Annotated in this window: 15 protein-coding genes; 11 read left to right on the forward strand and 4 right to left on the reverse strand. The window is 62.6% G+C overall.

Annotated features, from left to right (window positions below):
* Positions 1 to 6 precede the first annotated feature (6 nt).
* On the forward strand, positions 7 to 1,191 hold the full coding sequence (locus AC070A_RS22090; protein WP_492383928.1) for a CaiB/BaiF CoA transferase family protein: 1,185 nt from the start codon (positions 7 to 9) through the stop codon (positions 1,189 to 1,191).
* Positions 1,192 to 1,285: 94 nt separating this feature from the next.
* On the opposite strand, the gene htpG is transcribed toward AC070A_RS22090, so the two are convergent.
* Positions 1,286 to 3,175 carry a molecular chaperone HtpG gene (htpG, locus tag AC070A_RS22095; RefSeq protein WP_492383929.1) on the reverse strand — a complete coding sequence of 630 codons (1,890 nt, stop codon included), beginning with the start codon at positions 3,173 to 3,175 and terminating at the stop codon, positions 1,286 to 1,288.
* Positions 3,176 to 3,537: 362 nt separating this feature from the next.
* Here htpG and AC070A_RS22100 point away from each other — a divergent pair, with 362 nt between their 5' ends.
* Genes AC070A_RS22100 through fabI form a run of 4 tightly spaced genes read left to right on the forward strand, consistent with a single transcriptional unit; the run spans position 3,538 to position 8,713 of the window.
* Positions 3,538 to 5,748, forward strand: a complete 2,211-nt coding sequence (locus AC070A_RS22100) for a DUF3141 domain-containing protein (RefSeq protein ID WP_492383930.1) — start codon at positions 3,538 to 3,540, stop codon at positions 5,746 to 5,748.
* A gap of 18 nt (positions 5,749 to 5,766) precedes the next feature.
* Positions 5,767 to 6,723, forward strand: a complete 957-nt coding sequence (locus tag AC070A_RS22105; RefSeq protein WP_112996981.1) for a phosphate acetyltransferase — start codon at positions 5,767 to 5,769, stop codon at positions 6,721 to 6,723.
* 2 nt (positions 6,724 to 6,725) lie between these two features.
* Positions 6,726 to 7,910, forward strand: coding sequence for an acetate/propionate family kinase (locus AC070A_RS22110; RefSeq protein WP_492383931.1), 1,185 nt, complete (start codon positions 6,726 to 6,728; stop codon positions 7,908 to 7,910).
* A 17-nt stretch (positions 7,911 to 7,927) separates the two neighbouring features.
* On the forward strand, positions 7,928 to 8,713 hold the full coding sequence (gene fabI, locus AC070A_RS22115; protein ID WP_065374782.1) for an enoyl-ACP reductase FabI: 786 nt from the start codon (positions 7,928 to 7,930) through the stop codon (positions 8,711 to 8,713).
* A gap of 31 nt (positions 8,714 to 8,744) precedes the next feature.
* On the opposite strand, the gene AC070A_RS22120 is transcribed toward fabI, so the two are convergent.
* Positions 8,745 to 10,220, reverse strand: a complete 1,476-nt coding sequence (locus AC070A_RS22120) for an NAD-dependent succinate-semialdehyde dehydrogenase (RefSeq protein ID WP_112996983.1) — start codon at positions 10,218 to 10,220, stop codon at positions 8,745 to 8,747.
* A gap of 221 nt (positions 10,221 to 10,441) precedes the next feature.
* A complete protein-coding gene (locus tag AC070A_RS22125) occupies positions 10,442 to 11,710 on the reverse strand; it encodes a 4-aminobutyrate--2-oxoglutarate transaminase (protein WP_492383932.1) in 1,269 nt (422 codons plus the stop codon).
* Between the two features lie 227 nt (positions 11,711 to 11,937).
* Between AC070A_RS22125 and AC070A_RS22130 the strand changes: the two genes are divergently transcribed.
* The 5 genes from AC070A_RS22130 (at position 11,938) to AC070A_RS22150 (ending at position 18,231) form a co-directional block, all read left to right on the forward strand.
* Positions 11,938 to 12,747: a MerR family transcriptional regulator gene (locus AC070A_RS22130; protein ID WP_057248536.1), complete on the forward strand. Its 810-nt coding sequence runs from the start codon at positions 11,938 to 11,940 to the stop codon at positions 12,745 to 12,747.
* A gap of 327 nt (positions 12,748 to 13,074) precedes the next feature.
* On the forward strand, positions 13,075 to 14,274 hold the full coding sequence (locus tag AC070A_RS22135) for an acyltransferase family protein (protein ID WP_057248535.1): 1,200 nt from the start codon (positions 13,075 to 13,077) through the stop codon (positions 14,272 to 14,274).
* A 15-nt stretch (positions 14,275 to 14,289) separates the two neighbouring features.
* Positions 14,290 to 15,393: a glycosyltransferase family 2 protein gene (locus AC070A_RS22140; RefSeq protein ID WP_492383934.1), complete on the forward strand. Its 1,104-nt coding sequence runs from the start codon at positions 14,290 to 14,292 to the stop codon at positions 15,391 to 15,393.
* Positions 15,394 to 15,439: 46 nt separating this feature from the next.
* A complete protein-coding gene (locus tag AC070A_RS22145) occupies positions 15,440 to 16,423 on the forward strand; it encodes a glycosyltransferase family A protein (protein WP_113737413.1) in 984 nt (327 codons plus the stop codon).
* Positions 16,424 to 16,434: 11 nt separating this feature from the next.
* Entirely contained in the window at positions 16,435 to 18,231 is a 1,797-nt protein-coding gene (locus tag AC070A_RS22150) for an ABC transporter ATP-binding protein (protein WP_492383935.1), read from the forward strand.
* A gap of 179 nt (positions 18,232 to 18,410) precedes the next feature.
* Here AC070A_RS22150 and fba read toward each other — a convergent pair whose 3' ends face one another.
* Complete coding sequence (fba, locus tag AC070A_RS22155; RefSeq protein WP_057248781.1) at positions 18,411 to 19,454, reverse strand: class II fructose-bisphosphate aldolase; 1,044 nt, start codon at positions 19,452 to 19,454, stop codon at positions 18,411 to 18,413.
* A 767-nt stretch (positions 19,455 to 20,221) separates the two neighbouring features.
* Between fba and AC070A_RS22160 the strand changes: the two genes are divergently transcribed.
* On the forward strand, positions 20,222 to 21,820 hold the full coding sequence (locus AC070A_RS22160; RefSeq protein ID WP_057248532.1) for a peptide ABC transporter substrate-binding protein: 1,599 nt from the start codon (positions 20,222 to 20,224) through the stop codon (positions 21,818 to 21,820).
* Positions 21,821 to 21,832: the final 12 nt, after the last annotated feature.

Here is a 21,832-nt window from a genome sequence, read left to right on the forward strand (position 1 = left end):
ACGATCATGGAAGCGCCGCTGAAGGGCATTCGTGTCCTGGAACTGGCCCGCATTCTCGCGGGCCCCTGGATCGGCCAGACGCTGGCCGATCTCGGTGCCGACGTCATCAAGGTGGAAAGCCCGGCCGGCGACGACACCCGCACCTGGGGCCCGCCCTTCGTCGCGGGCGAAGATGGCGAGACGCTCGACGCCGCCTACTTCCACGCCTGCAACCGCGGCAAGCGCTCCGTGGTGCTGGATTTCACCACGGAGGAGGGGCAGGAGGCCGTGCGCCGCCTTGCCGCCCAGTCGGATGTCCTGCTCGAAAACTTCAAGGTCGGCGGGCTCACCAAGTATGGTCTCGACTACGAGAGCCTGAAGAAGATCAATCCGAAGCTGATCTATTGCTCGGTCACGGGCTTTGGCCAGGACGGTCCCTATGCCCACCGCGCCGGCTACGACTACATCGTACAGGGCATGAGCGGCATCATGGACCTGACCGGTGAGCCCGATCGCGAGCCGCAGAAGATCGGCGTTGCCTTCGCCGATATCTTCACCGGTCTCTATGGCGTCATCGCCGTCCAGGCGGCGCTTGCCCAGCGCGAGCGCACCGGCGAGGGGCAGCAGATCGACATGGCGCTGCTCGACTGCATGACCGGCGTTCTTGCCAACCAGGCGCTGAACTTCCTGGTCTCCGGCAAGGCGCCGCGCCGGCTCGGCAATGCGCATCCGAACATAGCGCCCTATCAGGTCTTCCCGACCTCCGACGGTCATCTGATCGTTGCGGTCGGCAATGATCGGCAGTTCGTGAAGTTCTGCGCGTTGCTCGACCGCGCCGATCTCGCGACCGACGAACGTTATCTGACCAACGCGCTGCGGGTGCAGAACCGCGACATGCTGACGTCTGAACTGGCAGCCGAAACCGCGAAAATCGAGCGCGACACGCTCTTGAAGTTGCTGGAAGATGCCGGCGTGCCCGGCGGGCCGATCAATACCGTTGCCGATGTTTTCGCCGATCCGCAGATCGAGCATCGGCAGATGCGGGTGGACACGCCGCATCCGGGCGCTGCCGCCGGCACCTCGCCGGGTGTCAGGACACCGATCCGCTTTTCGGCGGCCGAGCTTGCGCTGGACCGCGGCGTACCGCGGCTTGGAGAGCACACCGAGGAGGTGTTGGCAGAGATCGGGATGCAGGTCCCGAAGGCGGGCTAACGTAAGGTGACGCCCCGAAGGCGCTTGTTAAGACACCACCTGAGAAAATAGCAAAAAGCCCCGGAAATCCTGGAGATTTCCGGGGCTTTGCGTTTCAGGCCTTGAGTGCGCGGTTGAAGACGCGCGACAGCCGTTCGGCAAAAGCGCGCGGATCCTGCGGCTTGTCGCCATCGAGCACGCGCGCCTGGTCGAGCAGGAGTTGTACGGCGTCAGTCCGGAACGCGATATCGCCGGCGGGGCTGGCAGCCATCGCGGCGATCAGTGGGTGGTTCGGGTTGACTTCGAGGATCGGCTTGGCCGCATCGTCGAGACGGCCGGCGCCTTGCAGCATCTTTTCGAGCTGGCGATCGGGACCGTGCTCCGGCGCGACCAGGCAGACGGCGCTTTCCGTCAGCCGGTCGGACGTGCGAACATCGGAGACCGCCGCGCCGAGTGTTTCCTTGGCGAAGGCAACGAAATCGATGACCAGCTGGCTGGCCTTCGGCGCTTCTTCCTTGTCGCCTTCAGACTTGGCGATATTGCTGAGATCAGCCGCCCCTTGGGTGATCGACTTCAGCGGCTTGCCGTCGAAGTCCGGAGCCGAGGTCACCCAGAAGCTATCGACCGGATCGGTCAAGAGCAGCACTTCGATGCCGCGGGCGCGGAAACCTTCGAGCTGCGGCGAGGCCTTGAGCTGGCCGAGATTGTCGCCCGTCAGATAATAGATCGCCGACTGGCCTTCCTTCATGTCCTTGACGTAGTCGGCGAGGCTGCGCTGGCCCTCATCCGAGGTGGTGGTACGGAAGCGTGACAGAGCGATCAGTTGTTCGCGGCGCTCGTAGTCCTCGTAGATGCCTTCCTTCAGCACGCTGCCGAAGTTTTCCCAAACTTTGTCGAAGGTCTCCGGCTCGCTTTCCGCCAGCTTCTCGATTGCTGTCAGCACGCGGTTGGTGACACCCTTGCGGATACTCGCGAGCAGCGGGCTTTCCTGGATCATTTCGCGCGAGACGTTGAGCGGCAGGTCCGAGGTGTCGACGAGGCCGCGCACGAAGCGTAGGTAGCGCGGCAGCAATTCCGCCTCGTCGGTGATGAAGACGCGTTTGACGTAGAGCTTCATCCGGCCCTTGCGGTCCGGGTCGAAGAGGTCGAAGGGCTTCGAGCCGGGCACGAAGGCAAGTGCGGTATATTCGTGACGGCCTTCGGCGCGGAAATGCACCGTGAGGGCCGGATCGCCATACTGCCCGGCGACGCCACGATAGAAGTCGGTGTACTCTTCCTTGCTGATCTCGCTCTTCTGCTTGGTCCAGAGGGCGGTGCCGTCGCCGACGGAAACCGGCTCGGCCCCGGGCTTCTCGACGACCGAGATCGGCACCGGCACATGGCCGGACTGATCCTTGACGATGCGCTCGACCGTCCAGCGCGAGGTGTAGGTCTTAGCATCCTCCATCAGATGGAGCGTGATGCGCGTGCCGCGCGCGGGGGCATCGGCGAGTTCGGCGGCAGCAACGGTGTAGCTGCCCTTGCCGTCGGAAGACCACAGCCAGGCGTGTTCGGAACCGGCGCGGCGCGACACGACATCGACCTTGTCGGCGACCATGAAGGCGGAATAGAAGCCGACGCCGAACTGACCGATAAGCTGTGCGCCTTCCTTGCCCTGGGCGGCCTCGATGCGCTCCATGAAGGCCCGCGTGCCCGAGCGGGCGATCGTGCCGAGCGCTTCGACCAGTTCATCACGGCTCATGCCGATGCCGTTGTCGTCGACGACGAGACGGCTGTTTTCCTCATCGAGCGTCAGCGTGATGCGCGGGGTGGGGTCTCCGGTAAGAAGCTCAGGCGAGACGATCGCTTCGTAGCGCAGCTTCTCGCAGGCGTCCGCGGCGTTCGAAATCAGTTCGCGGAGGAAGACGTTCTTGTCGGAATAGACCGAATGCACCATCAAATGGAGCAATCGCGCCACATCGGCTTCGAAGACATGTTTCTCTACGGACATTTCGGTTTCGCTCATCGCCTTGGCAACTCCTTGTGCTTTGCGCCCCAATTGGCAAGCTGCGTCCAGAATTTCAAGGGTCGTCTTGCGTGGTACCCATTTCTGTATGATGCTGCACTGCGAACGAACGCTGAAAACTGGCCAACGTATGCTCCTTTCACGGGGTCCAAGGCGACGGTTCGCTATGCCGACAAATCGCCGTAACACTCCACTGTTATGCTCCTGCGACCTGAGCAGACGTTCTTGGGTCACCTATGTCGAGTTCATACCGCAGCTCTGCCACCCGTCTCTTTGACTAAAGTCAATGCGAGACGAATTGCATTGTTCTATTGGCTTCAAGCAGCGGGGCCGGCCTTCAATCGCACCGAGGAGTGGACATCATGCCCAAGCATTCCACCATCCCGACAATACCGACATTCGCCGATGCCTATTCCTATTCGGTCGATGGCTGGCAGCGCTCGGTCCTTTTTCTTGACGTGATGCGGCAGCGCGGTGCGCAATATGAGGAGCACCGGACGCAGACCGCTCCGAACGTGCTGGAGTTCGAGGCCCAGCTTGTCCGCGACGGACGCACGCTCGCGCGGCCGGTGAACTACGCGTTGGTGAGCATCGTTCCTCCCGACGGGGTCGCGATCGATCCGTCGAAGCGCCCCTTCGTCGTTGTCGATCCCCGTGCGGGTCACGGGCCTGGCATCGGTGGTTTCAAGGCAGACAGCGAGATCGGCGTGGCGATGAAGGCCGGCCATCCCTGCTATTTCATCGGCTTCCTTCCTGATCCGGTCCCCGGGCAGACGATCGAGGATATTGCTCTTGCCGAGGCCATATTCCTCGAAACCGTCATCGCTCGCCATCCGGATGCTGACGGCAAGCCCTGCGTGATCGGCAATTGCCAGGCGGGCTGGGCCGTGATGATCGTTGCTGCGCTCAGGCCGGAACTCTTTGGTCCGATTATCATTGCTGGAGCACCGCTTTCCTACTGGGCCGGCGTCAAAGGGCAAAACCCGATGCGCTATTCCGGCGGGCTCCTCGGCGGCAGCTGGCTGACGGCGCTGACCGGCGATCTAGGCGCCGGCGTCTTCGACGGCGCCTGGCTGGTTCAGAATTTCGAGAACCAGAACCCGGCCAACACGCTTTGGACCAAACAATACAATCTCTATTCGAAGATCGACACGGAGGCCGCCCGCTACCTCGGCTTCGAGCGCTGGTGGGGCGGGCACGTGACGCTGAATGCCGAGGAAATGCAGTTCATCGTCGATGAGCTGTTCGTCGGCAACAAGCTTGCGGCCGGCGAAATCCGAACGTCCGATGGCACGGCGATCGATCTGCGCAACATCCGTTCGCCAATCGTCGCATTCTGCTCGAAAGGGGATAACATCACCCCGCCGCAGCAGGCGCTCGACTGGATCCTCGATCTTTACGACAGCGTCGACGAGATCCGCGCCTACGGCCAAACGATCGTCTATACCATCCACGAGACCGTCGGACATCTCGGCATCTTCGTGTCCGCCGGGGTCGCGCGGAAGGAGCATGACGAATTCGCGTCCAACATCGACCTGATCGACGTGTTGCCGCCCGGCCTGTATGAGGCCGTGCTGACGCCGGCAGCCGGTGTGGACGAGGGACGCGAACTTCTCTCTGGTGAATGGCTGATGCGTTGTGAGGCGCGGACGTTGGAGGACATCCGTGCGCTTGGCGGCAACGATATCGAGGATGAGCGGCGTTTCGCTGCCGCGGCGAAACTGTCGGAAGTCAATCTGGCGCTCTACCGCACCTATCTGCAGCCGGCGGTGAAGGCGGCGGTGACTCCGCCTGTGGCCGAAGCCATGCGCAGCATGCATCCCCTGCGCCTGCAGTATGCACTGTTCGGCCCGGACAATCCCTTCATGGCCTGGACGGCGGCTCTTGCAGAACAAGTGCGACAAAACCGCGAACCTGCGGCTTTAAACAATCCGTTCATTGCGTGGCAGGAGGCGCTGTCGCAGCAGGTGGTGGACGGCCTGGATGCCTGGCGACGGATGACGGAGTACGTGTCCGAGCAAACCTTCCACACAGTTTACGGCGCCCCGGCTCTTCAGGCGGCACTCGGTGTGGATGCCGCCCATGCTCCGCGCAAGGCAGCAAAGAGCCTGCTGCATCAGGAACTTGTTGACGCGCGGATCGCAGACCTTAGGGCCAGGATGGCGGAGGGTGGCACTTGCGAAGGTCTCGCCCGAGCGCTGATCTTCGTCGGCATGGCGCGAGGCGGTGCCGACGAACGCGGCTTTGAGGCGGTTCGGCGACTTCGACGCGCTCACCCGGATGCCAAGCAACTGGATCTCGCCACGTTCAAAGCAGTGCTTCGGGAGCAGTATTTCATGCTGCTGATCGACGAGGATGCTGCCCTTGCGGCGCTTCCAAATCTGCTGCCCGAAGCGATCGAGGAGCGTCGCACCGCCTTCACTGCTCTTCGCGAGGTCCTCGATGCCTCCGGCGCGCTGACGGGTCTTGCGGCCGAGCGGCTGCAACGGGTGGCGGCGATGTTCCGGCTGGACAGCGAGCCTCCGGTGGCGATTAATGCTGGCAAGGCCGTCCGCAATCGTGCCGCATCCTGATCGAGAAGGAGCTTCGACATGTCCGAGGCAACCGCACTGCCGCTTGAGCAGTCCAAATACGATCTGCTGATTGCCACCGCGCGAGACGAAACGCCGGCGGTCACCATCGTCGCGCACCCTTGCGACGAAACCTCGCTGCGTGGCGCACTTGAGGCGGCCGAGACGGGACTGATCAAGCCCGTGCTCGTCGGCCCGGAAGCGAAGATCCGCAGCGTCGCTGCCGAACACCGGCTCGACCTCGGTAGCTACGAGATCGTCGACGTGCCGCACAGCCATGCGGCGGCGGCGAAAGCGGTGGCGATGATCCGCGAGGGCCTCGGCGAACTGCTGATGAAGGGCAGCCTGCATACGGACGAGCTGATGCGCGAGGTTGCTGCCTCCGCAACGGGACTCAGGACCGATCGGCGGATCAGCCATGTCTTCATCATGGATGTGCCGGGCCATGCCGAGACGCTGTTCATCACCGATGCTGCCATCAACATCTTCCCGGATCTCGAGGCCAAGCGCGACATCGTGCAGAACGCCATCGATCTTTGGGTCACGATCGGTCTTGGCGAGCCGCGCGTCGCCATTCTTTCGGCTGTCGAGACCGTGACGACGAAGATCCCATCGACGATCGAGGCGGCAGCACTTTGCAAGATGGCCGAGCGCGGCCAGATCACCGGCGGCCTGCTCGAAGGCCCGCTTGCCTTCGACAATGCGATCGACCCGGAGGCAGCACATATCAAGGGCATAAAGTCTCCCGTTGCCGGCCGGGCGCAGATCCTGGTGGTACCCGATCTTGAGGCCGGCAATATGCTGGCGAAGAATCTCACCTTCCTGTCCCATGCCGACGCCGCCGGCATCGTCCTTGGCGCCCGCGTGCCGATCGTGCTGACGTCGCGGGCGGACTCCGTGCGCACGCGTCTTGCCTCCTGTGCCGTGGCCTCGCTCTACGCGGCGCGGCGGCGGGCGACGCAAGTCGCGGCGGTGTAGCCATGGACGCGCTCCTCGTCGTCAACGCCGGATCGTCCAGCCTGAAGTTTCAGGTTTTCGGGATCACGGATGCCGGTCTAGAACGCCGGGTGAAGGGGCAGATCGGGGGCATCGGCACGCGTCCGCGCCTTCAGGCGAAGGCGGCCGACGGAACTGTGCTGATCGATCGAAACTACGAAGCCGACGTCGTCTCCGATTTGCCGGCGGCCCTCGCGGCGGCGCGGGACTGGCTGTTGACCCTCCAGGGCTTCACCCTGCGTGCGGTTGGCCACCGGGTGGTGCATGGCGGGCCCGACTATGCCGAGCCGGTGCTCATCGACGCGACAGTGCTGGATCGTCTGGCGAGTTACCAAGATCTCGCGCCGCTGCACCAGCCCAACAACCTCGCGCCGATCCGCCAGGCCATGGCGATCAATCCGGATGTGCCGCAGGTCGCCTGTTTCGATACCGCCTTCCATCACGGCCACCCGAAAGAGGTGAACTGCTACGCCATGCCGCGCAGCTTCTATGACGAAGGCGTTCGGCGCTATGGCTTTCACGGCCTCTCCTACGAATACATTTCGGAGCGCCTGCGCGACGTGGCGCCGGAGGTGGCGGGTGGCCGTGTCATCGTTGCGCATCTCGGCAGTGGCGCCTCGATGTGCGCCCTCAACAACGGCCACAGCATCGAGAGCACCATGGGCTTCACCGCGCTCGACGGCTTGCCGATGGGAACGCGGCCTGGCGAGCTCGATCCGGGCGTCGTGCTTTACCTGATCCTCCAGCGCGGCATGAGTGCCCAGGCCGTTTCGGATCTGCTCTATCATGAGGCAGGTCTGAAGGGGCTCTCCGGTGTGTCGAACGATATGCGCGATCTTCTCGCAAGCGAGGACCCGCATGCCAAACTCGCGATCGATCACTTCCTCTATCGCAGCGGGCTCAATGCCGGGATGCTTGCGGCCGCGCTCGGCGGCATCGACGCTTTCGTCTTCACGGCGGGCGTCGGCGAGAACTCCGCTCAGATCCGTGCCCGCATCGCGGACAACCTCACCTGGCTCGGCGCGGAACTCGATCCGGCCGCGAACGAGGCGGGTGCCACGCTGATCTCCACGCCTTCAAGCCGCGTCGCGCTCTACGTCATCCCAACCGACGAGGAACTGATGATCGCGCGCCACACGCTGGCGCTCCTTCGAACTCGTGCAGCCTGATCCATCGGAGACAATCCATGTCCATTCCTGTCGCCAAGGCCAAACTTCTGGATGGCCGCAAAGGTCTGATCGTTGGCATTGCCAACGATCGGTCGATCGCCTGGGGCTGCGCCCGCGCCTTTCGCGCCTTCGGGGCGGAAGTGGCCGTCACCTATCTGAACGACAAGGCAAAGCCCTATGTGGAACCGTTGGCGCGTGAAATCGAAGCGCCGCTGTTCCTGCCGCTCGACGTGGCCGTTCCGGGCCAGATGGAAGCCGTGTTCGAGGAGATCGAAAAGACCTGGGGGGAGCTCGATTTCCTCGTGCACTCGATCGCCTTTTCGCCGAAGGATACGCTCGGCGGCCGCGTGGTCGACGTGCCGCGCGAGGGGTTCCTCAAGACCATGGACATCTCCTGCTGGTCATTCATCCGCATGGCGCATCTGGCCGAGCCGCTGATGAAGAATGGCGGCACGCTTTTCACCATGACCTATCATGGCTCACAGGTGGTGGTAGAAAACTACAACATCATGGGTGTTGCCAAGGCGGCGCTTGAAAGTGCGGTCCGGTATCTGGCAGCCGAGCTCGGCCCCAAGGGCATCCGCGTCCACGCGATCTCGCCCGGGGCGCTTGCGACGCGCGCCGCTTCCGGTATCCCGGAATTCGACGCGCTGCTCGAAAAAACGAAGGTCAAGTCGCCGTCGCGCGAACTCGTCGATATCGACGATGTCGGCGTTGCGACGGCCTTTCTGGCGCATGACGCCGCCCGGCTGATAACGGGCCAAGTGCTCTATGTCGACGGTGGCTACCACATCATCGACTAGCTGCTGGCTGGCCGGCCGGTGCCTGCACGGGTCAGATGTTGCCCATGCAGAGATATTTCATCTCGAGATAGTCTTCGAGGCCGTGGCGGGAGCCTTCGCGGCCGATGCCCGATTGCTTGATACCGCCGAAGGGAGCGGCTTCCGAGGACATGCGGCCGGTGTTGATGCCGACCATGCCGTATTCCAGAGCCTCGGCCACATGCCAGACACGCTTCAGGTTCTCGGCGTAGAAATAGGCGGCAAGCCCATAGATCGTGTCGTTGGCTTCGGCGATCACCTGCTCGGCCGTCTCGAAGCGGATGATCGGAGCGATCGGGCCGAAGGTTTCTTCCTGCGCGACCCGCATGTCGGTCGAGATGCCGGTCAGGACGGTCGGCTCGAAGAAGGTGCCTGACGCGCCGATTCTGTGGCCGCCAGCGCGCACCTTGGCACCCTTGGAAACGGCGTCGGTGACATGGGCCTCGATCTTCTCGATCGCATGCTTGTCGATCATCGGGCCGATGGTGATGCCCGGGGTGAAGCCGTCGCCGACGGTGAGCTCGGCAACTCGGCTGACAAATTTCTCGGCAAAGGCGTCATGCACGCCGGACTGCACATAGATGCGGTTGGCCGAGACGCAGGTCTGGCCGGCATTGCGGAATTTCGCCTGGATGGCGCCGTCCACAGCCTCGTCGATGTCGGCGTCGTCGAAGACGATGAAAGGGGCGTTGCCGCCAAGCTCCAGGCTGACCTTCTTGATCTGGTCGGAGCATTGCCGCATCAAAAGCCGCCCGACCTCGGTCGAGCCTGTGAAGCTGATCTTGCGCACCTTCGGGTTGCTGCAGAGCTCGCGGCCGATCGCGGCACCTTCCGAGGCATAGAGCAGGTTGACGACGCCCGTAGGGAAACCGGCCTTTTCGGCGAGCACGAACATGGCGCCGGCAACGAGCGGGGTCTGCTCGGCGGGCTTCAAGACGATGGTGCAGCCGGCGGCAAGGGCCGGCGAGATCTTGCGGGCGACCATCGAAGCCGGGAAGTTCCACGGCGTGATGGTGCCGACGACGCCGACCGGTTGCTTGATGACAAGCATGCGGCGGTCGTTGGCCGGTGCCGGGAAGGTCTCGCCATAGATGCGCTTCGCCTCTTCCGCGTACCATTCGACATAGGCCGCGGCGTGCAGCACCTCGCCCTTCGATTCCGCAATCGGCTTGCCCATCTCGGCGGTCAGGATCGCGGCGAGATCGTCGGCATGTTCCACGATCAGGTCATGCCAGCGCCGGAGCACCGCGCTTCTGTCCTTGGCGGGTTTTGCCGCCCAGAGAACCTGGGCCTCTGCCGCGGCTTCGATCGCCCCATGCGCCTCTTCGATCCCCATGTCCGGAAGGGTCGCCAGCAGCTCACCGGTCGAGGGGTTGAAAACGTCGAAGGTTGCGCCGGTCCAGCCTGCGGCGGCATGTGCAATGGTGTGTAGCGGCGCGAACAGTTCGGCGGCGCGCAGGTGCTTGGTCAAGGCGGGGGTCAAGGTCATTGGCGGGCATCCTCCGGCGATGGTCCGCCGGGAGGCGGCAGACCCGCTTTTGCTTGTTATTGCGGGTGCCGATCGACGTCGGCACCCGAGCTTCACGCGTCTGAATAGACGCGCTAAGTCGCTGTAGCACTTTGAATTGCTGCATAATTTCGTCCTCAAGTCGATCCCGATTTGAGGAATTATGCACCGGGCAACCGCGTTAGCGGTCGCCTGGTCGGGCGTCAACCACGCGCCGCGAGGATCGACGCTTCGAGAATGTCGAGCGCTTCGGCGAAGACTTCGTCCTGGATGGTGATCGGCGCCAGGAAGCGAATGACGTTGCCATGTACGCCGCAGGTCAAGAGGATCAGTCCCTTTTCCAGCGCGATCAGGCGAACCTTGTTGGCGAAGTCGGCGCTCGGCAGGTTGGTCTTCACGTCGTTGAACTCGACGGCATTCATGAAGCCGGGGCCGCGGATGTCGACGATCTCGGGTGCCTGTTCGCGGATGGCGGCAAGGCGCTGCTTGAGCCGGCCGCCGAGCTGCTCGGCGCGTTCGCACAGCTTGTCTTCGGCGATGACATCGAGCACCGCATGGGCGGCGGCGATACCTAGCGGGTTGCCGCCATAGGTGCCGCCAAGGCCGCCGGGGGCCGGCGCATCCATGACTTCGGCGCGGCCGGTGACGGCGGCGAGCGGGAAGCCGCCGGCAAGGCTCTTGGCCATGGTGATGAGGTCAGGCGCAACGTCGTGATGGTCCATGGCGAACATCTTGCCGGTGCGGGCAAAGCCGGTCTGGACCTCGTCGGCGATCAGAAGGATGCCATGCTGGTCGCAGATTTCGCGCAGCGCCTTCATGAAAGCGGCGGGCGCGGGGTAGAAACCACCTTCGCCCTGCACCGGCTCCAGGATGATCGCGGCGACACGGCCCGGATCGACATCGGCGGCAAAGAGCTTCTTGAGTGCTGCGAGCGACTGTTCGGTAGTAATGCCGTGCAGTTCGATCGGGAAGGGGGCGTGGAAGACGTCGCCCGGCATCGCGCCGAAGCCGACCTTATAGGGAACGACCTTGCCGGTCAGTGCCATGCCCATGAAGGTGCGGCCGTGGAAGCCGCCGGAAAAGGCGATGACCGCCTGGCGACCGGTCGAGGCGCGCGCGATCTTGACGGCATTTTCGACAGCTTCGGCACCGGTGGTGACGAAGATCGTCTTCTTGGCGAAGTTACCGGGCGTCAGCGCGTTCAGGCGCTCGGCGAGGTGCACGTAGGATTCGTAAGGCACGACCTGATGGCAGGTATGGGTGAAGCGATCGATCTGCGCCTTGACCGCCTCAATGACCTTGGGGTGACGATGGCCCGTGTTGACGACCGCAATGCCGGAGGCGAAGTCGATGTAGCGATTGCCTTCCTTGTCCCAGATCTCCGAGTTTTCCGCGCGATCGGCGTAGATCTGGGTGGTCATGCCGACGCCGCGGGAGATGGCGGCGTTCTTGCGGTCGGTGAGGCTGGTCATGGCGCGTTCCTGTCACGTCTGGAGCTAATATATTGCATTTTTTCTGCAAGTTTATTCTGGAAGTGGTACACCTTTCACAGTCGATTGCAAATCAAATTTGGTGATCGAGACAACACGGGCGCTGATGCGGCGTCCTTGTCAGATCTCAATCGCGACGGGTAAGGTTGCGGACACGTCTGAACTGCACGGATTCGTGCAGCGCCGGCGGGCGGTAAAGGGAAGTTGGAATGGGCGCTGTGCGCTACAAGGTTGCCGAGGCGGCGCGTCTGGCGGGGGTCTCCGCTTCGACTCTGAGGTTATGGGAGACGCAAGGGTTGGTCGTGCCCGAGCGCTCGCCGACGGGACATCGGCAATATACGGAGGGCGATCTTGCCCGGCTGAAGCGCATCGCCTGGTTCCGCGTCGAACGTGGGCTGAACCCGGCCGCGATCCGCGAGGCGCTTGAGGCGGAAGGTGCCGGGGACGACGCTGTTTCGAGCGCGGGCGAGGGCGGCGACAATCAGGTCGGCCGCAAGCTCAGAAGCTTGCGGCACGCGGCAGGAAAGACGCTCGAGCAGGTTGCCGGCGACATCGGCATCGCCGCATCGGTGCTCTCGACGCTGGAACGCACCTCGCAGGGTGTCTCGGTGGCCGTCCTGCACAACATCGCGGAATACTTCGGAACCACCGTTTCCAGCCTCTCCGGCGAGGAGGAAGCGGATGCGCGGGCCGTGGTGCGAGCCGGCGAATGGCGGACCTGGCCGCGCACGACGCCCGGCGTCACCGTGCAACTGCTGGCCGACGGCCGCAACCAGATGGATTGCCACCGCTTCGTGCTGGAACCGGGGGCTTCCAGCGAGGGCGCCTACCGGCACGAGGGCGAGGAGTTCGTCTATGTTCTCTCGGGCCGGGTTGAGTTCATCCTCGACAGCGACCAGTTCTACGACCTCGGCGTCGGCGACTCGCTCTATTTCGAGAGCAAGAGGCGCCATGCCTGGACGAACCGGCACGACGGTGAAACCGTCCTTCTTTGGGTCAATACGCCACCGACATTCTAAGCCCCCGGCCGACTTGAGGCGCTTTCGTTTCTGAAACAATACAAGGGCTTGCGGCCTCGGCCCGGCGGCGGTGACCGGCGCCTCGGTCGTCACGGTCGACCGCCCGCAGGCGAGCTCGGCGCGCTGCCGCCATTCCAGCGGTCAAAGTTTGGCCCTATTCGACCCTAGAGTTTTAGGGGCCGCCTTCAATGCGTCGTGCGACCGATCAGACCTTTCACGCTTCTCTTGAAGCAAATGGCAACCTTGCGGCAAAAATCGTAGCTGACCAGAGAGTTGGCTCCACAAGGAACAGGGCCCGCAAGGGTCGGAACTCCGAGGGGATGTTCAATGTTGAATACGCGCGACCGTCAGTTGGACGGGTTGCGGGCCGCTGCCGTTTCCATGGTTCTGTACGCGCATTTTTTTGCCGCGGACGATTCCCATTGGGGACACATCGGTGTGCGGCTGTTCTTCATTCTCAGCGGCTTTCTGATCACGCGGCTATTGCTCGACGCCCGTTCCGCCGCTCAGTTCGAACCGGCGACGGCTCTCAGATCCTTCTACGCGCGTCGCGCCTTGCGCATCTTCCCACCCTATTTCGGCATGCTGGGCGTCCTGTGGCTGTTCAACCTGGAGGGCGCCAGGGAAGGCTGGGTCTGGCACGCGCTTTACCTCTCGAACTTCTGGTACGCGGTCAAGGACGCGTGGACACCGTGGGTGCTCTGCCACACCTGGAGTCTCAGCATAGAAGAGCAGTTCTATATCGTCTGGCCGCTTCTCGTTCTGCTGACGCCGCGCCGTCTGCTCGGGCGGCTTTGTGTCGGTGTGATTGCCTGTTCGCTGGCCTACCGCTTCTATTGGCCGCTGACAGGCGCCCCCTCGCTCGCGCGCGATCTGCTGCCGCCGGCCTCGATGGATGCGCTGGCGGCGGGTGCCCTCCTGGCCGTCCACCGATCGCATGTCACAGCCTGGCCGCGATGGATGGCGGCCAGCTGGCTGCCGCTTTCCATCCTGTCGCTCGTCCTCCTTTGGGCGCGCTCGACTGCAATGGGGCCGGTGCCCGATTGGCTGGTGTGGATCGGCCTTGAAGTTTCGCCCCTGGTTCCGCTTGCAATGTTGGTGGGCAGCGCCTCCGCCGGGTTCCGCAACGATTTCGGCAGGCTGCTCGAACTCCCGCCGCTGACGGCGCTCGGGCGCGTCAGTTATGGCGTCTACCTGTTTCATCCGGTCGTGTTGGCGCTGGTCGTCAAGGCGCAGGCGTGGATACCGGTCAATGTTTCCGAACAGGGCTTCGGGCGTTTGCTCGTTGCCGGTTCCGCCACTTTGGTCGTCGCGGCCGTCTCCTGGCTCGCCTTCGAGAAACCGCTCAACGCCCTGAAACGGTACTTCCCCTACCTTCGCGCGGGCGGCCGGCGGAGTAGATCGGCCCCAAATGCCGGAAGCTCTGTCAACTGGCTGCAGGGGAAAAAGGGTGAGCGGCCGCAGCCGACCTATCGCACGGACGCCGCTGGCAGGGAAAATGCGCTCCATGCTTCAGATCTGCAATAACGTTCGAGAATGCCCATGACCGTTCCGTTGGTTTCCGTCCTGCTGCCCGTCTACAACGCCGAGCCCTATCTGGCTGCGGCGCTTGAGAGCATTCTGAAGCAGGATTATCGACGGCTGGAGATCATCGCTATCGACGACGGTTCGCGCGATCGTTCGCTGGAAATCATGCGACGCTATCAGCAGGCGGACGACCGCATCACCATCGTCTCGCGCGAAAATCGCGGTCTGATCGCGACCTTGAACGAAGGCCTCACGCTGGCGAAGGGCGACCTCATTGCCAGAATGGACGCGGACGATATTTCCTATCCCTCGCGACTGTCACGCCAGGTGTCGCTGTTCCAGCGGCAGCCGGAGCTTGCGCTGTGCGGCTCGGGTATCGACACGCTGCTTGGCGACCGTATCATCCGCGGCACGCCCAACCCGATCTATCAGCCGGCGAGCCTGCGGGCGCTGTCGAAGTTCTTCACGATCTTCATCCACTCGACCGTCGTCTTCAACAGGCGCGTCATCCCGCAGGATATGCTGACCTATGATGCGCATTACGTGCATGCGGAGGATTTCGATCTCTTCCGAAGGGTTGCCGAGCGTTTTCCGGCTGTGATGATCGACGAGGCGCTGATCGCTTACCGCATTCACGGCAACAGCGTTACGAACACGCATAAGCGCCAGATGCGCCGCACGCATTTGCAGATCGTCGGCGAAAATCTCGAACGCGAAGAGCTTTGCGACGGTCCCTCTGCCTTGAATGATATCGGCCTCGCAGTGACGTCGGAAACGATAGGGCGTGCCGCTGCGTGTATTCTCTCGCTTGAGGCCAGGGTCTCGGCGCTTCCTGCGGAAACCCGCGCCGGATACGAGGCGGGCGCGCTGAATTTCTTCTATTTTCTCTATCAGTTCGTCAGCGACGAGCGGCGGCCGGAACTCACCCACGAGTTTTTGACGCAGACGAGAAAATGGGGGCTCATCCGTCGCCGGGAACGATATGGCCTAATCGCCGGCGCTCGAGTGCCATGGTGCAGCCGCATGACGTTGGCTGCTTCAAGCCGGCTGGATGCTGTGTCGCGGTATCTGCAATCCGTGCCTGCGACGAGCGTCCTTCCGCAGCAAGGGATGCGCTAGCATGACCGTCGAGGGCCTGAAGTGGACAGCGGCGGAACGCAGCGACATGGTGGAGACGCCACGGTCGCCGTCGCCCCCCGCACGCAACGCGCTTTTCGCAAGCTTTATCGTCTGCACGCGCAATCGTGCGGCGGCGCTCGAGACCTGCATTCGATCGATCGAGACAGTTTGTGGCACCCATGCTGCCGGCCGGTGCGAGTTGATCGTTGTTGACAACGGTTCGACCGATGACACGCCTGAACGCATTGCCCGGATGGTTTCCGCTTCCCCGCTGGCAATCACGCACCTCATCGATACCCGACCGGGCCTCGCTGCCGCGCGCAACACGGCCATGGCACGCGCGCGTGGCGGCATTCTGGTTTTCATCGACGACGATTGTCAAATCGACACGAACTATCTGGCTGACCTGGAGCGCCACTACGCAAGCGGCGAAAGCGGAATCATTCGCGGCGGCCGCGTGGAACTCGGAGATGCCAGAGACCTGCCCTTCACGATCAAACGATCGAACGCGCGTGAGCGGTTGACGTGTGACATTCATCCGGGTGGCTTCGTCTTGGGCTGCAACATGACGATGCATCGCGAGGTTGCGCTGCGTGTCGGGGCATTCGACGAACGCTTCGGCGCCGGCACCTCCCTGCAGTCGGCCGAAGACACCGACTATCTGCTGCGCGCCTACAGGCTCGGTATCCCGATCGAATATGTCCCCGACATGCTCGTCTTCCATCACCACGGCCGACGCACCCGCCTGGCAATCGAGAGGCTTCACCGCAACTACAGTTTCGGCAACGGCGCGCTTTGCATGAAGCATATCCGCACGACACCATGGTTGCTGCGGCATTTCTGTTGGACCGTCCGGTCGGCTATCAGGGAAGTCTTCGGCGGCCCCCGGTTCGACCCCGTCCTGCACCTGTCGCATTGGCCAATCGTTTTCATGAACCTGCTCGGCGCTCTCAAGTTCATGAGCCTGTCCGTCGCCGAGCGGACAACGGGCCCGGTCGAACAACGGGCCCGAGAGCAACTCCAGCGCTGAGGACGGCCGCGATGTTCAGAATTCTCTTGCCGAGCCTGCAGCTGTTGCGCAATGCACTGGATGGCCAGATGCGTCTGCTTCCGCTCGTGGTGGTCCTCGGCCTCTGCAGCGCGGCACTGGAGGGCGTCGGTATCGGCCTCATCATTCCCATGCTGGGCATTATTGCCGGCGACCAGGATCCGGCGGCACTGAGCGGCGTCTCCTCTCTTTTCCAGCAGGTCGGATCGGGACTGGACGATCGCGAAAGGCTGATCGTCATCGCCGCTGCTGCCTTTGGGCTGATCTGTCTCAAGAATGTCCTGGCTTTTGCCAACACGGTGCTTGCAACCTTCATCTACGGCAAGGCTGGCCACGCGATCCGAAGCGCACTGTCGGGTCAGTTGCTGCGCATCGGCTACCCGTTCTTCATGAAGGAGAATCCCGGGCGCTTGCTCAACATCATTTCGAACGAGTCCTGGCGAGCATCCGACGCGATACAAACCGTACTTGCTGCCCTTGTGAATGGCGCGGCCGCCGTCATCCTGCTCGCGTTCCTCCTGCTTTTGTCCTGGCAGATGACGTTATTCGTGGCGCTCGGCCTCGTTCTCGTGCAGCTCGTACACTACGTCCTGTCCGCAACCCTCACGGGGCCGAGCCGCGATGTCACCTCCTTCAACGGCGAGCTGGCGGCACGCATGCTCCACCTGGTCCACGCCGGCCGCCTGATCCGGATATTCGGGCAGGAGGCGCGGGAGAAGGCCGCGTTCGATGGGGCGTCGGATTCGGTCAGGCGCGCCGCCTTCGCACTACAGGCCCGCCAGGGCATGCTGCCACCGCTGACCGAGACGCTCCACTCCGCTCTCTTCCTTGGAGTGGTCGTCAGTGCCTGGTCTGCCGGCATCAGTTTTCCTGTGATCGTTGCCTTCGTGGTTCTGCTCTATCGTTTGCAGCCGCATATGCGTGCCTTGCAATTGTCCTGGAGCCAGATCCAGGGCTGGAGCGGATCGCTGGAGGAGGTGCATTGGTTGTTGGACTCGTCCGGCAAGCCGCGGCCGCCGGAGGGGAGGGAGCCTTTCAGCGGGCTGCGGCAGCGGCTGAGATTTGATGACGTCACTTTCCGCTATCCGAGCTCGGGTTCCCGAGACGTCGTGCTGCAGTCGGCGGCGTTCGAAATCCCAGGCGGCCGTTCGACGGCGCTTATTGGCCGGTCCGGTGCCGGCAAGACGACGATCGTCAATCTGCTATGCCGCTTCGTCGAGCCGGATGAGGGAAACATTCTCGTCGACGATGTCCCGCTGAACCGGATCGACCCGGTGCAATGGCGAAGCCGGATCGCGCTCGCGAGCCAGGACCTGGAACTGGTTGATGGAACGATCCTGGAGAACATCACCTATGGCCGGGAGGCGACCACCGCAGCCGAAGTGGAGCATGCGGCCAGGATGGCCGAAGCGCATGGCTTCATCGAAGGCTTGCCGCAGGGCTATCAAACCGTCGTCGGCTATCGAGGTGCCAGCCTTTCGGCCGGGCAGCGACAGCGGGTCGCGCTCGCCAGGGCCCTGGTGCGTGATCCGGATATCCTGATCCTGGACGAAGCCACCAACGCGGTCGACGGGCTATCGGAAGCGGCCATCGTCGAGACGCTGAAGTCGAGAGCGGGACGTCGCACGACGATCGTCATCAGCCATCACCGCAGCACGATCTCGTTCTGCGACGAGGTCGTCATTCTCGGCGGCGGCCAAGTGAAAGGTCAGACAGCTTTCGCCGACGTGGCCGCCTTGAGCATGGATCAGCTTTACGAGCACGAAACCGCGAAAAGGCGGCGGGCTTGAGGGGGGCCTTGTCCCCGTTGTCTCCAGTTCGCTTGGCCGATCCCAGCCTTCGATGATCGAAACGAAATCGGCGCGCGGCCGCATGATCACGGGCCGCGCCGGTTTGTTTCTCATGGGAATAGGCCGCCCGCTTCCCGTGGTCTCAATGATGTAAGCGGAAAGCGGGCGGGTTCTCGGAATCAGGCTGCCGCGTAGCGCTTTGCCATTTCCGGCAGGCGCAGCGTGCGGATCTTGGAGGCCTTGCCGGCGGTGCGGAAGGCTTCGAAGCGCTCCTTGCAGACCTCGGTCATCAGCGCGGTTGCCGGCTTCAGGTAGTTGCGCGGGTCGAAATTCTCCGGGTTTTCGGCGAAGTTCTTGCGGATCGTGCCGGTCATCGCGAGGCGCAGGTCGGTGTCGATGTTGACCTTGCGCACGCCAAGCGGGATCGCCTTCTGGATTTCAGAGACCGGAACGCCCCAGGTCGGCTTCATCTTGCCGCCATAGGTGTTGAAGAGATCCTGAAGATCCTTCGGCACCGACGACGAGCCATGCATGACCAGATGCGTGTTCGGCAGCTTCTTGTTGATCTTAGCGATCGTCTCGATCGACAGGATGTCGCCATCGGGCTCGCGGGTGAACTTGTAGGCGCCGTGGCTGGTGCCGATGGCGACGGCCAGTGCATCGACACCGGTCTTGGTGACGAAATCGAGCGCCTGGTCCGGATCGGTCAGTAGTTCCTCGCGCGACAGCTTGCCTTCGAAGCCGTGGCCGTCTTCCTTGTCTCCGGCGCCGGTCTCGAGGTTGCCGAGGCAGCCGAGTTCGCCTTCGACCGAAACGCCGGCCGCATGCGCGATCTTCACGACCTCTGCGGTGACGGCGACATTGTATTCATAGCTGGCGACGGTCTTGCCGTCCTTTTCGAGCGAGCCGTCCATCATGACGGAGGTGAAGCCGTTGGTGATGGCCGAGATGCAGGTCGACGGCTGGTCGCCGTGGTCGAGGTGCAGACAGACGGGGATATGCGGGTATTCCTCGGCAGCACCCAGGATCAGGTGGCGCAGGAACGCATCACCCGCATAGGAACGGGCGCCGCGGCTTGCCTGAAGGATCACCGGACTGTCGGTGGCATCGGCGGCGCGCATAACGGCCTGAATGTATTCGAGATTGTTCACATTGAACGCCGGCAGCGCGTAATCGTTCTCCGCCGCATGGTCGAGCAGTTGCCGCAATGTGATCAATGCCATTCGGTATTCTCCCTTGGTGCTCGGCGCAGCCTTCCCGGTGCGCCACAAAAACAATCCGGCTTGAAGCCCGCATGAACATCATCGCAGGCAAGCGATGGCCGGAATTTCCGTGCGGCGTGACAGCGCGCGCGAATTGGTCGCGCCCACCGAAGTCAGGCGCACAATAGTTCATCGAAGTGGTTTGACAACCGGGCAAAAGGCAGGTTGCCAGAGGTCGAAACGCGCTTCAATCGATTTTACTGTGGACTGGATGCAACACCTTTCCGGTGAACTGGTTTCACTTTCTGGTGGTGCCTTTGAGGGGAGGAAGGCAAGAGTCGCATTTGCGACCGGTGCGTGTATATTTCGTACTGCACACCATGCCGGTCGAGTGCGCGGTGGAAACAGTCTGTCTACATGAAGTGAGGTGTTCGCAAGAAGATTGCGGCGAACGGCGCCATTCTTTACGCACATTACGTAAACTGCCGGCAAAATTCACAAAGTTTGCACGGTCGATGATTCGACGGTGGCTGCGGCCGTGTTTTGTCGACAAAAATTGCCGACCTAAAACGTTGCAGGAGATTTCCCGAAATTGCCCTGCTTCCGTCACACGTCCGTCGCAAAGGCGACGAAAAGAATCGCAAACGAAATACAACCTATAGGATAGAAGGAATTCTGTCCTATAGATAAAGATGCAGACGGCCGCAGAATCCGCCTTGCGTTTGAGGACGATTTGCACTTCTCTCCTGCGATCACAAACCCAAAACAAGGGGAAGGAGAGAAACAAAATGGCATCACTGAAACTCAACCTTAGCGCTGCCGCGCTGATCGGTTCGCTGCTCATCGGAGCAAGCCCGGCGCTCGCCGAAGCTGTCCTGCATCGCGGCAATGCGGGTGAGCCGCAAACCCTGGATCAGGCCCATACCTCGATCAACATCGAAGCGTTCATCCTCAAGGACCTCTACGAGGGCCTGACGATCTATGACGCCGCTGCCAAGATCGTCCCAGGTGTCGCTGAAACGTGGGAGCTCTCGGACGACGGTACGGTCTACACCTTCAAGCTGCGCGCCGATGCAAAGTGGTCGGACGGTTCGCCGGTAACGGCAGAAGACTTTGTCTTTTCCATCCGCCGCGTCGAAGATCCGAAGACCGCGGCCGGCTATGCCAACATTCTCTTCCCGATCAAGAACGCCGAAAAGGTCAACAAGGGTGAACTGCCGACCGACCAGCTCGGCGTGAAGGCTGTCGACGAAAAGACGCTCGAAATCACGCTTGAGCGCCCGACCCCGTTCTTCCTGGAACTGCTGGCGCACCAGACCGCGCTTCCGGTCAGCAAGGCAAGCGTCGAAAAGAACGGCGCTGACTTCGTCAAGCCGGGTGTCATGGTTTCGAACGGCGCGTTCACGCTCGCCGCCCACGTTCCGAACGACAGCCTGACCGTCGTCAAGAACGCCAACTATTGGGATGCGGCCAACGTCAAGCTCGACAAGGTCATCTTCTACCCGATCGACGACCAGGCCGCTTCGGTTCGCCGTTTCGAAGCCAAGGAAATGGATCTCGTCTACAACTTCTCGGCTGATCAGATCGGGCGTCTGCGCACGTCCTACGGCGATCAGGTCCATGTTTCGCCGTCGCTCGCGACGTATTATTACGCCTTCGACACCCGTCAGGAGCCCTATAGCGACGTGCGCGTCCGCCAGGCTCTGTCCATGGCCGTCGACCGCGACTTCCTCGCCAAGGAAATCTATGCCGGTTCGCAGCTCCCCGCCTATTCGATGGTCCCCCCGGGCATCGAAAGCTACGGTGAGCCGTCCAAGGCCGAGTTCGGCACGCTGTCGCAGCTCGACCGTGAAGACAAGGCCGTCGCCCTGATGAAGGAAGCCGGCTACGGCGAAGGTGGCAAGCCGCTCGATATCGAGTTGCGCTATAACACCAACCCGAACCACGAGCGTGTTGCGACCGCTGTCGCCGACATGTGGAAGAACACCTTCGGCGCCAAGGTGTCGCTGGTGAACCTCGACGTGTCCTCGCACTACGCCTACCTGCAGGAAGGCGGCAAGTTCAACGTTGCCCGTGCCGGCTGGCAGGCGGACTACGCGGACGCAGAGAACTTCCTGGCACTCAGCGTCGGCTCCAACAAGACCTTCAACTACGGCCACTTCGAAAACGCTGAATTCGACGGCCTGATGAAGAAGTCCTACGACGAGCAGGATCCGGCAGCCCGCTCGAAGCTGATGCATGAAGCAGAAGCGCTGCTGATGAAGGAACAGCCGATCGCTCCGCTTCTGACCCAGGCCGACCTGTGGCTGGTTGCCAGCCGCGTCAAGGGCTGGGCGGACAATGCTCCGAACGAGCACCTCAGCAAGTTCCTGAGCATCGCCGAATAACGAACAGAGACG

Source organism: Ensifer sp. GW101-20A05, from assembly GCF_059424735.1.

Coding starts and splice junctions, on each gene's coding strand:
- AC070A_RS22090 (WP_492383928.1), top strand. CDS start 7: ATGGAAGCGCCGCTGAAGGGCATTCGTGTCCTGGAACTGGCCCGCATT.
- htpG (WP_492383929.1), bottom strand. CDS start 3,175: ATGAGCGAAACCGAAATGTCCGTAGAGAAACATGTCTTCGAAGCCGAT.
- AC070A_RS22100 (WP_492383930.1), top strand. CDS start 3,538: ATGCCCAAGCATTCCACCATCCCGACAATACCGACATTCGCCGATGCC.
- AC070A_RS22105 (WP_112996981.1), top strand. CDS start 5,767: ATGTCCGAGGCAACCGCACTGCCGCTTGAGCAGTCCAAATACGATCTG.
- AC070A_RS22110 (WP_492383931.1), top strand. CDS start 6,726: ATGGACGCGCTCCTCGTCGTCAACGCCGGATCGTCCAGCCTGAAGTTT.
- fabI (WP_065374782.1), top strand. CDS start 7,928: ATGTCCATTCCTGTCGCCAAGGCCAAACTTCTGGATGGCCGCAAAGGT.
- AC070A_RS22120 (WP_112996983.1), bottom strand. CDS start 10,220: ATGACCTTGACCCCCGCCTTGACCAAGCACCTGCGCGCCGCCGAACTG.
- AC070A_RS22125 (WP_492383932.1), bottom strand. CDS start 11,710: ATGACCAGCCTCACCGACCGCAAGAACGCCGCCATCTCCCGCGGCGTC.
- AC070A_RS22130 (WP_057248536.1), top strand. CDS start 11,938: ATGGGCGCTGTGCGCTACAAGGTTGCCGAGGCGGCGCGTCTGGCGGGG.
- AC070A_RS22135 (WP_057248535.1), top strand. CDS start 13,075: ATGTTGAATACGCGCGACCGTCAGTTGGACGGGTTGCGGGCCGCTGCC.
- AC070A_RS22140 (WP_492383934.1), top strand. CDS start 14,290: ATGACCGTTCCGTTGGTTTCCGTCCTGCTGCCCGTCTACAACGCCGAG.
- AC070A_RS22145 (WP_113737413.1), top strand. CDS start 15,440: ATGGTGGAGACGCCACGGTCGCCGTCGCCCCCCGCACGCAACGCGCTT.
- AC070A_RS22150 (WP_492383935.1), top strand. CDS start 16,435: ATGTTCAGAATTCTCTTGCCGAGCCTGCAGCTGTTGCGCAATGCACTG.
- fba (WP_057248781.1), bottom strand. CDS start 19,454: ATGGCATTGATCACATTGCGGCAACTGCTCGACCATGCGGCGGAGAAC.
- AC070A_RS22160 (WP_057248532.1), top strand. CDS start 20,222: ATGGCATCACTGAAACTCAACCTTAGCGCTGCCGCGCTGATCGGTTCG.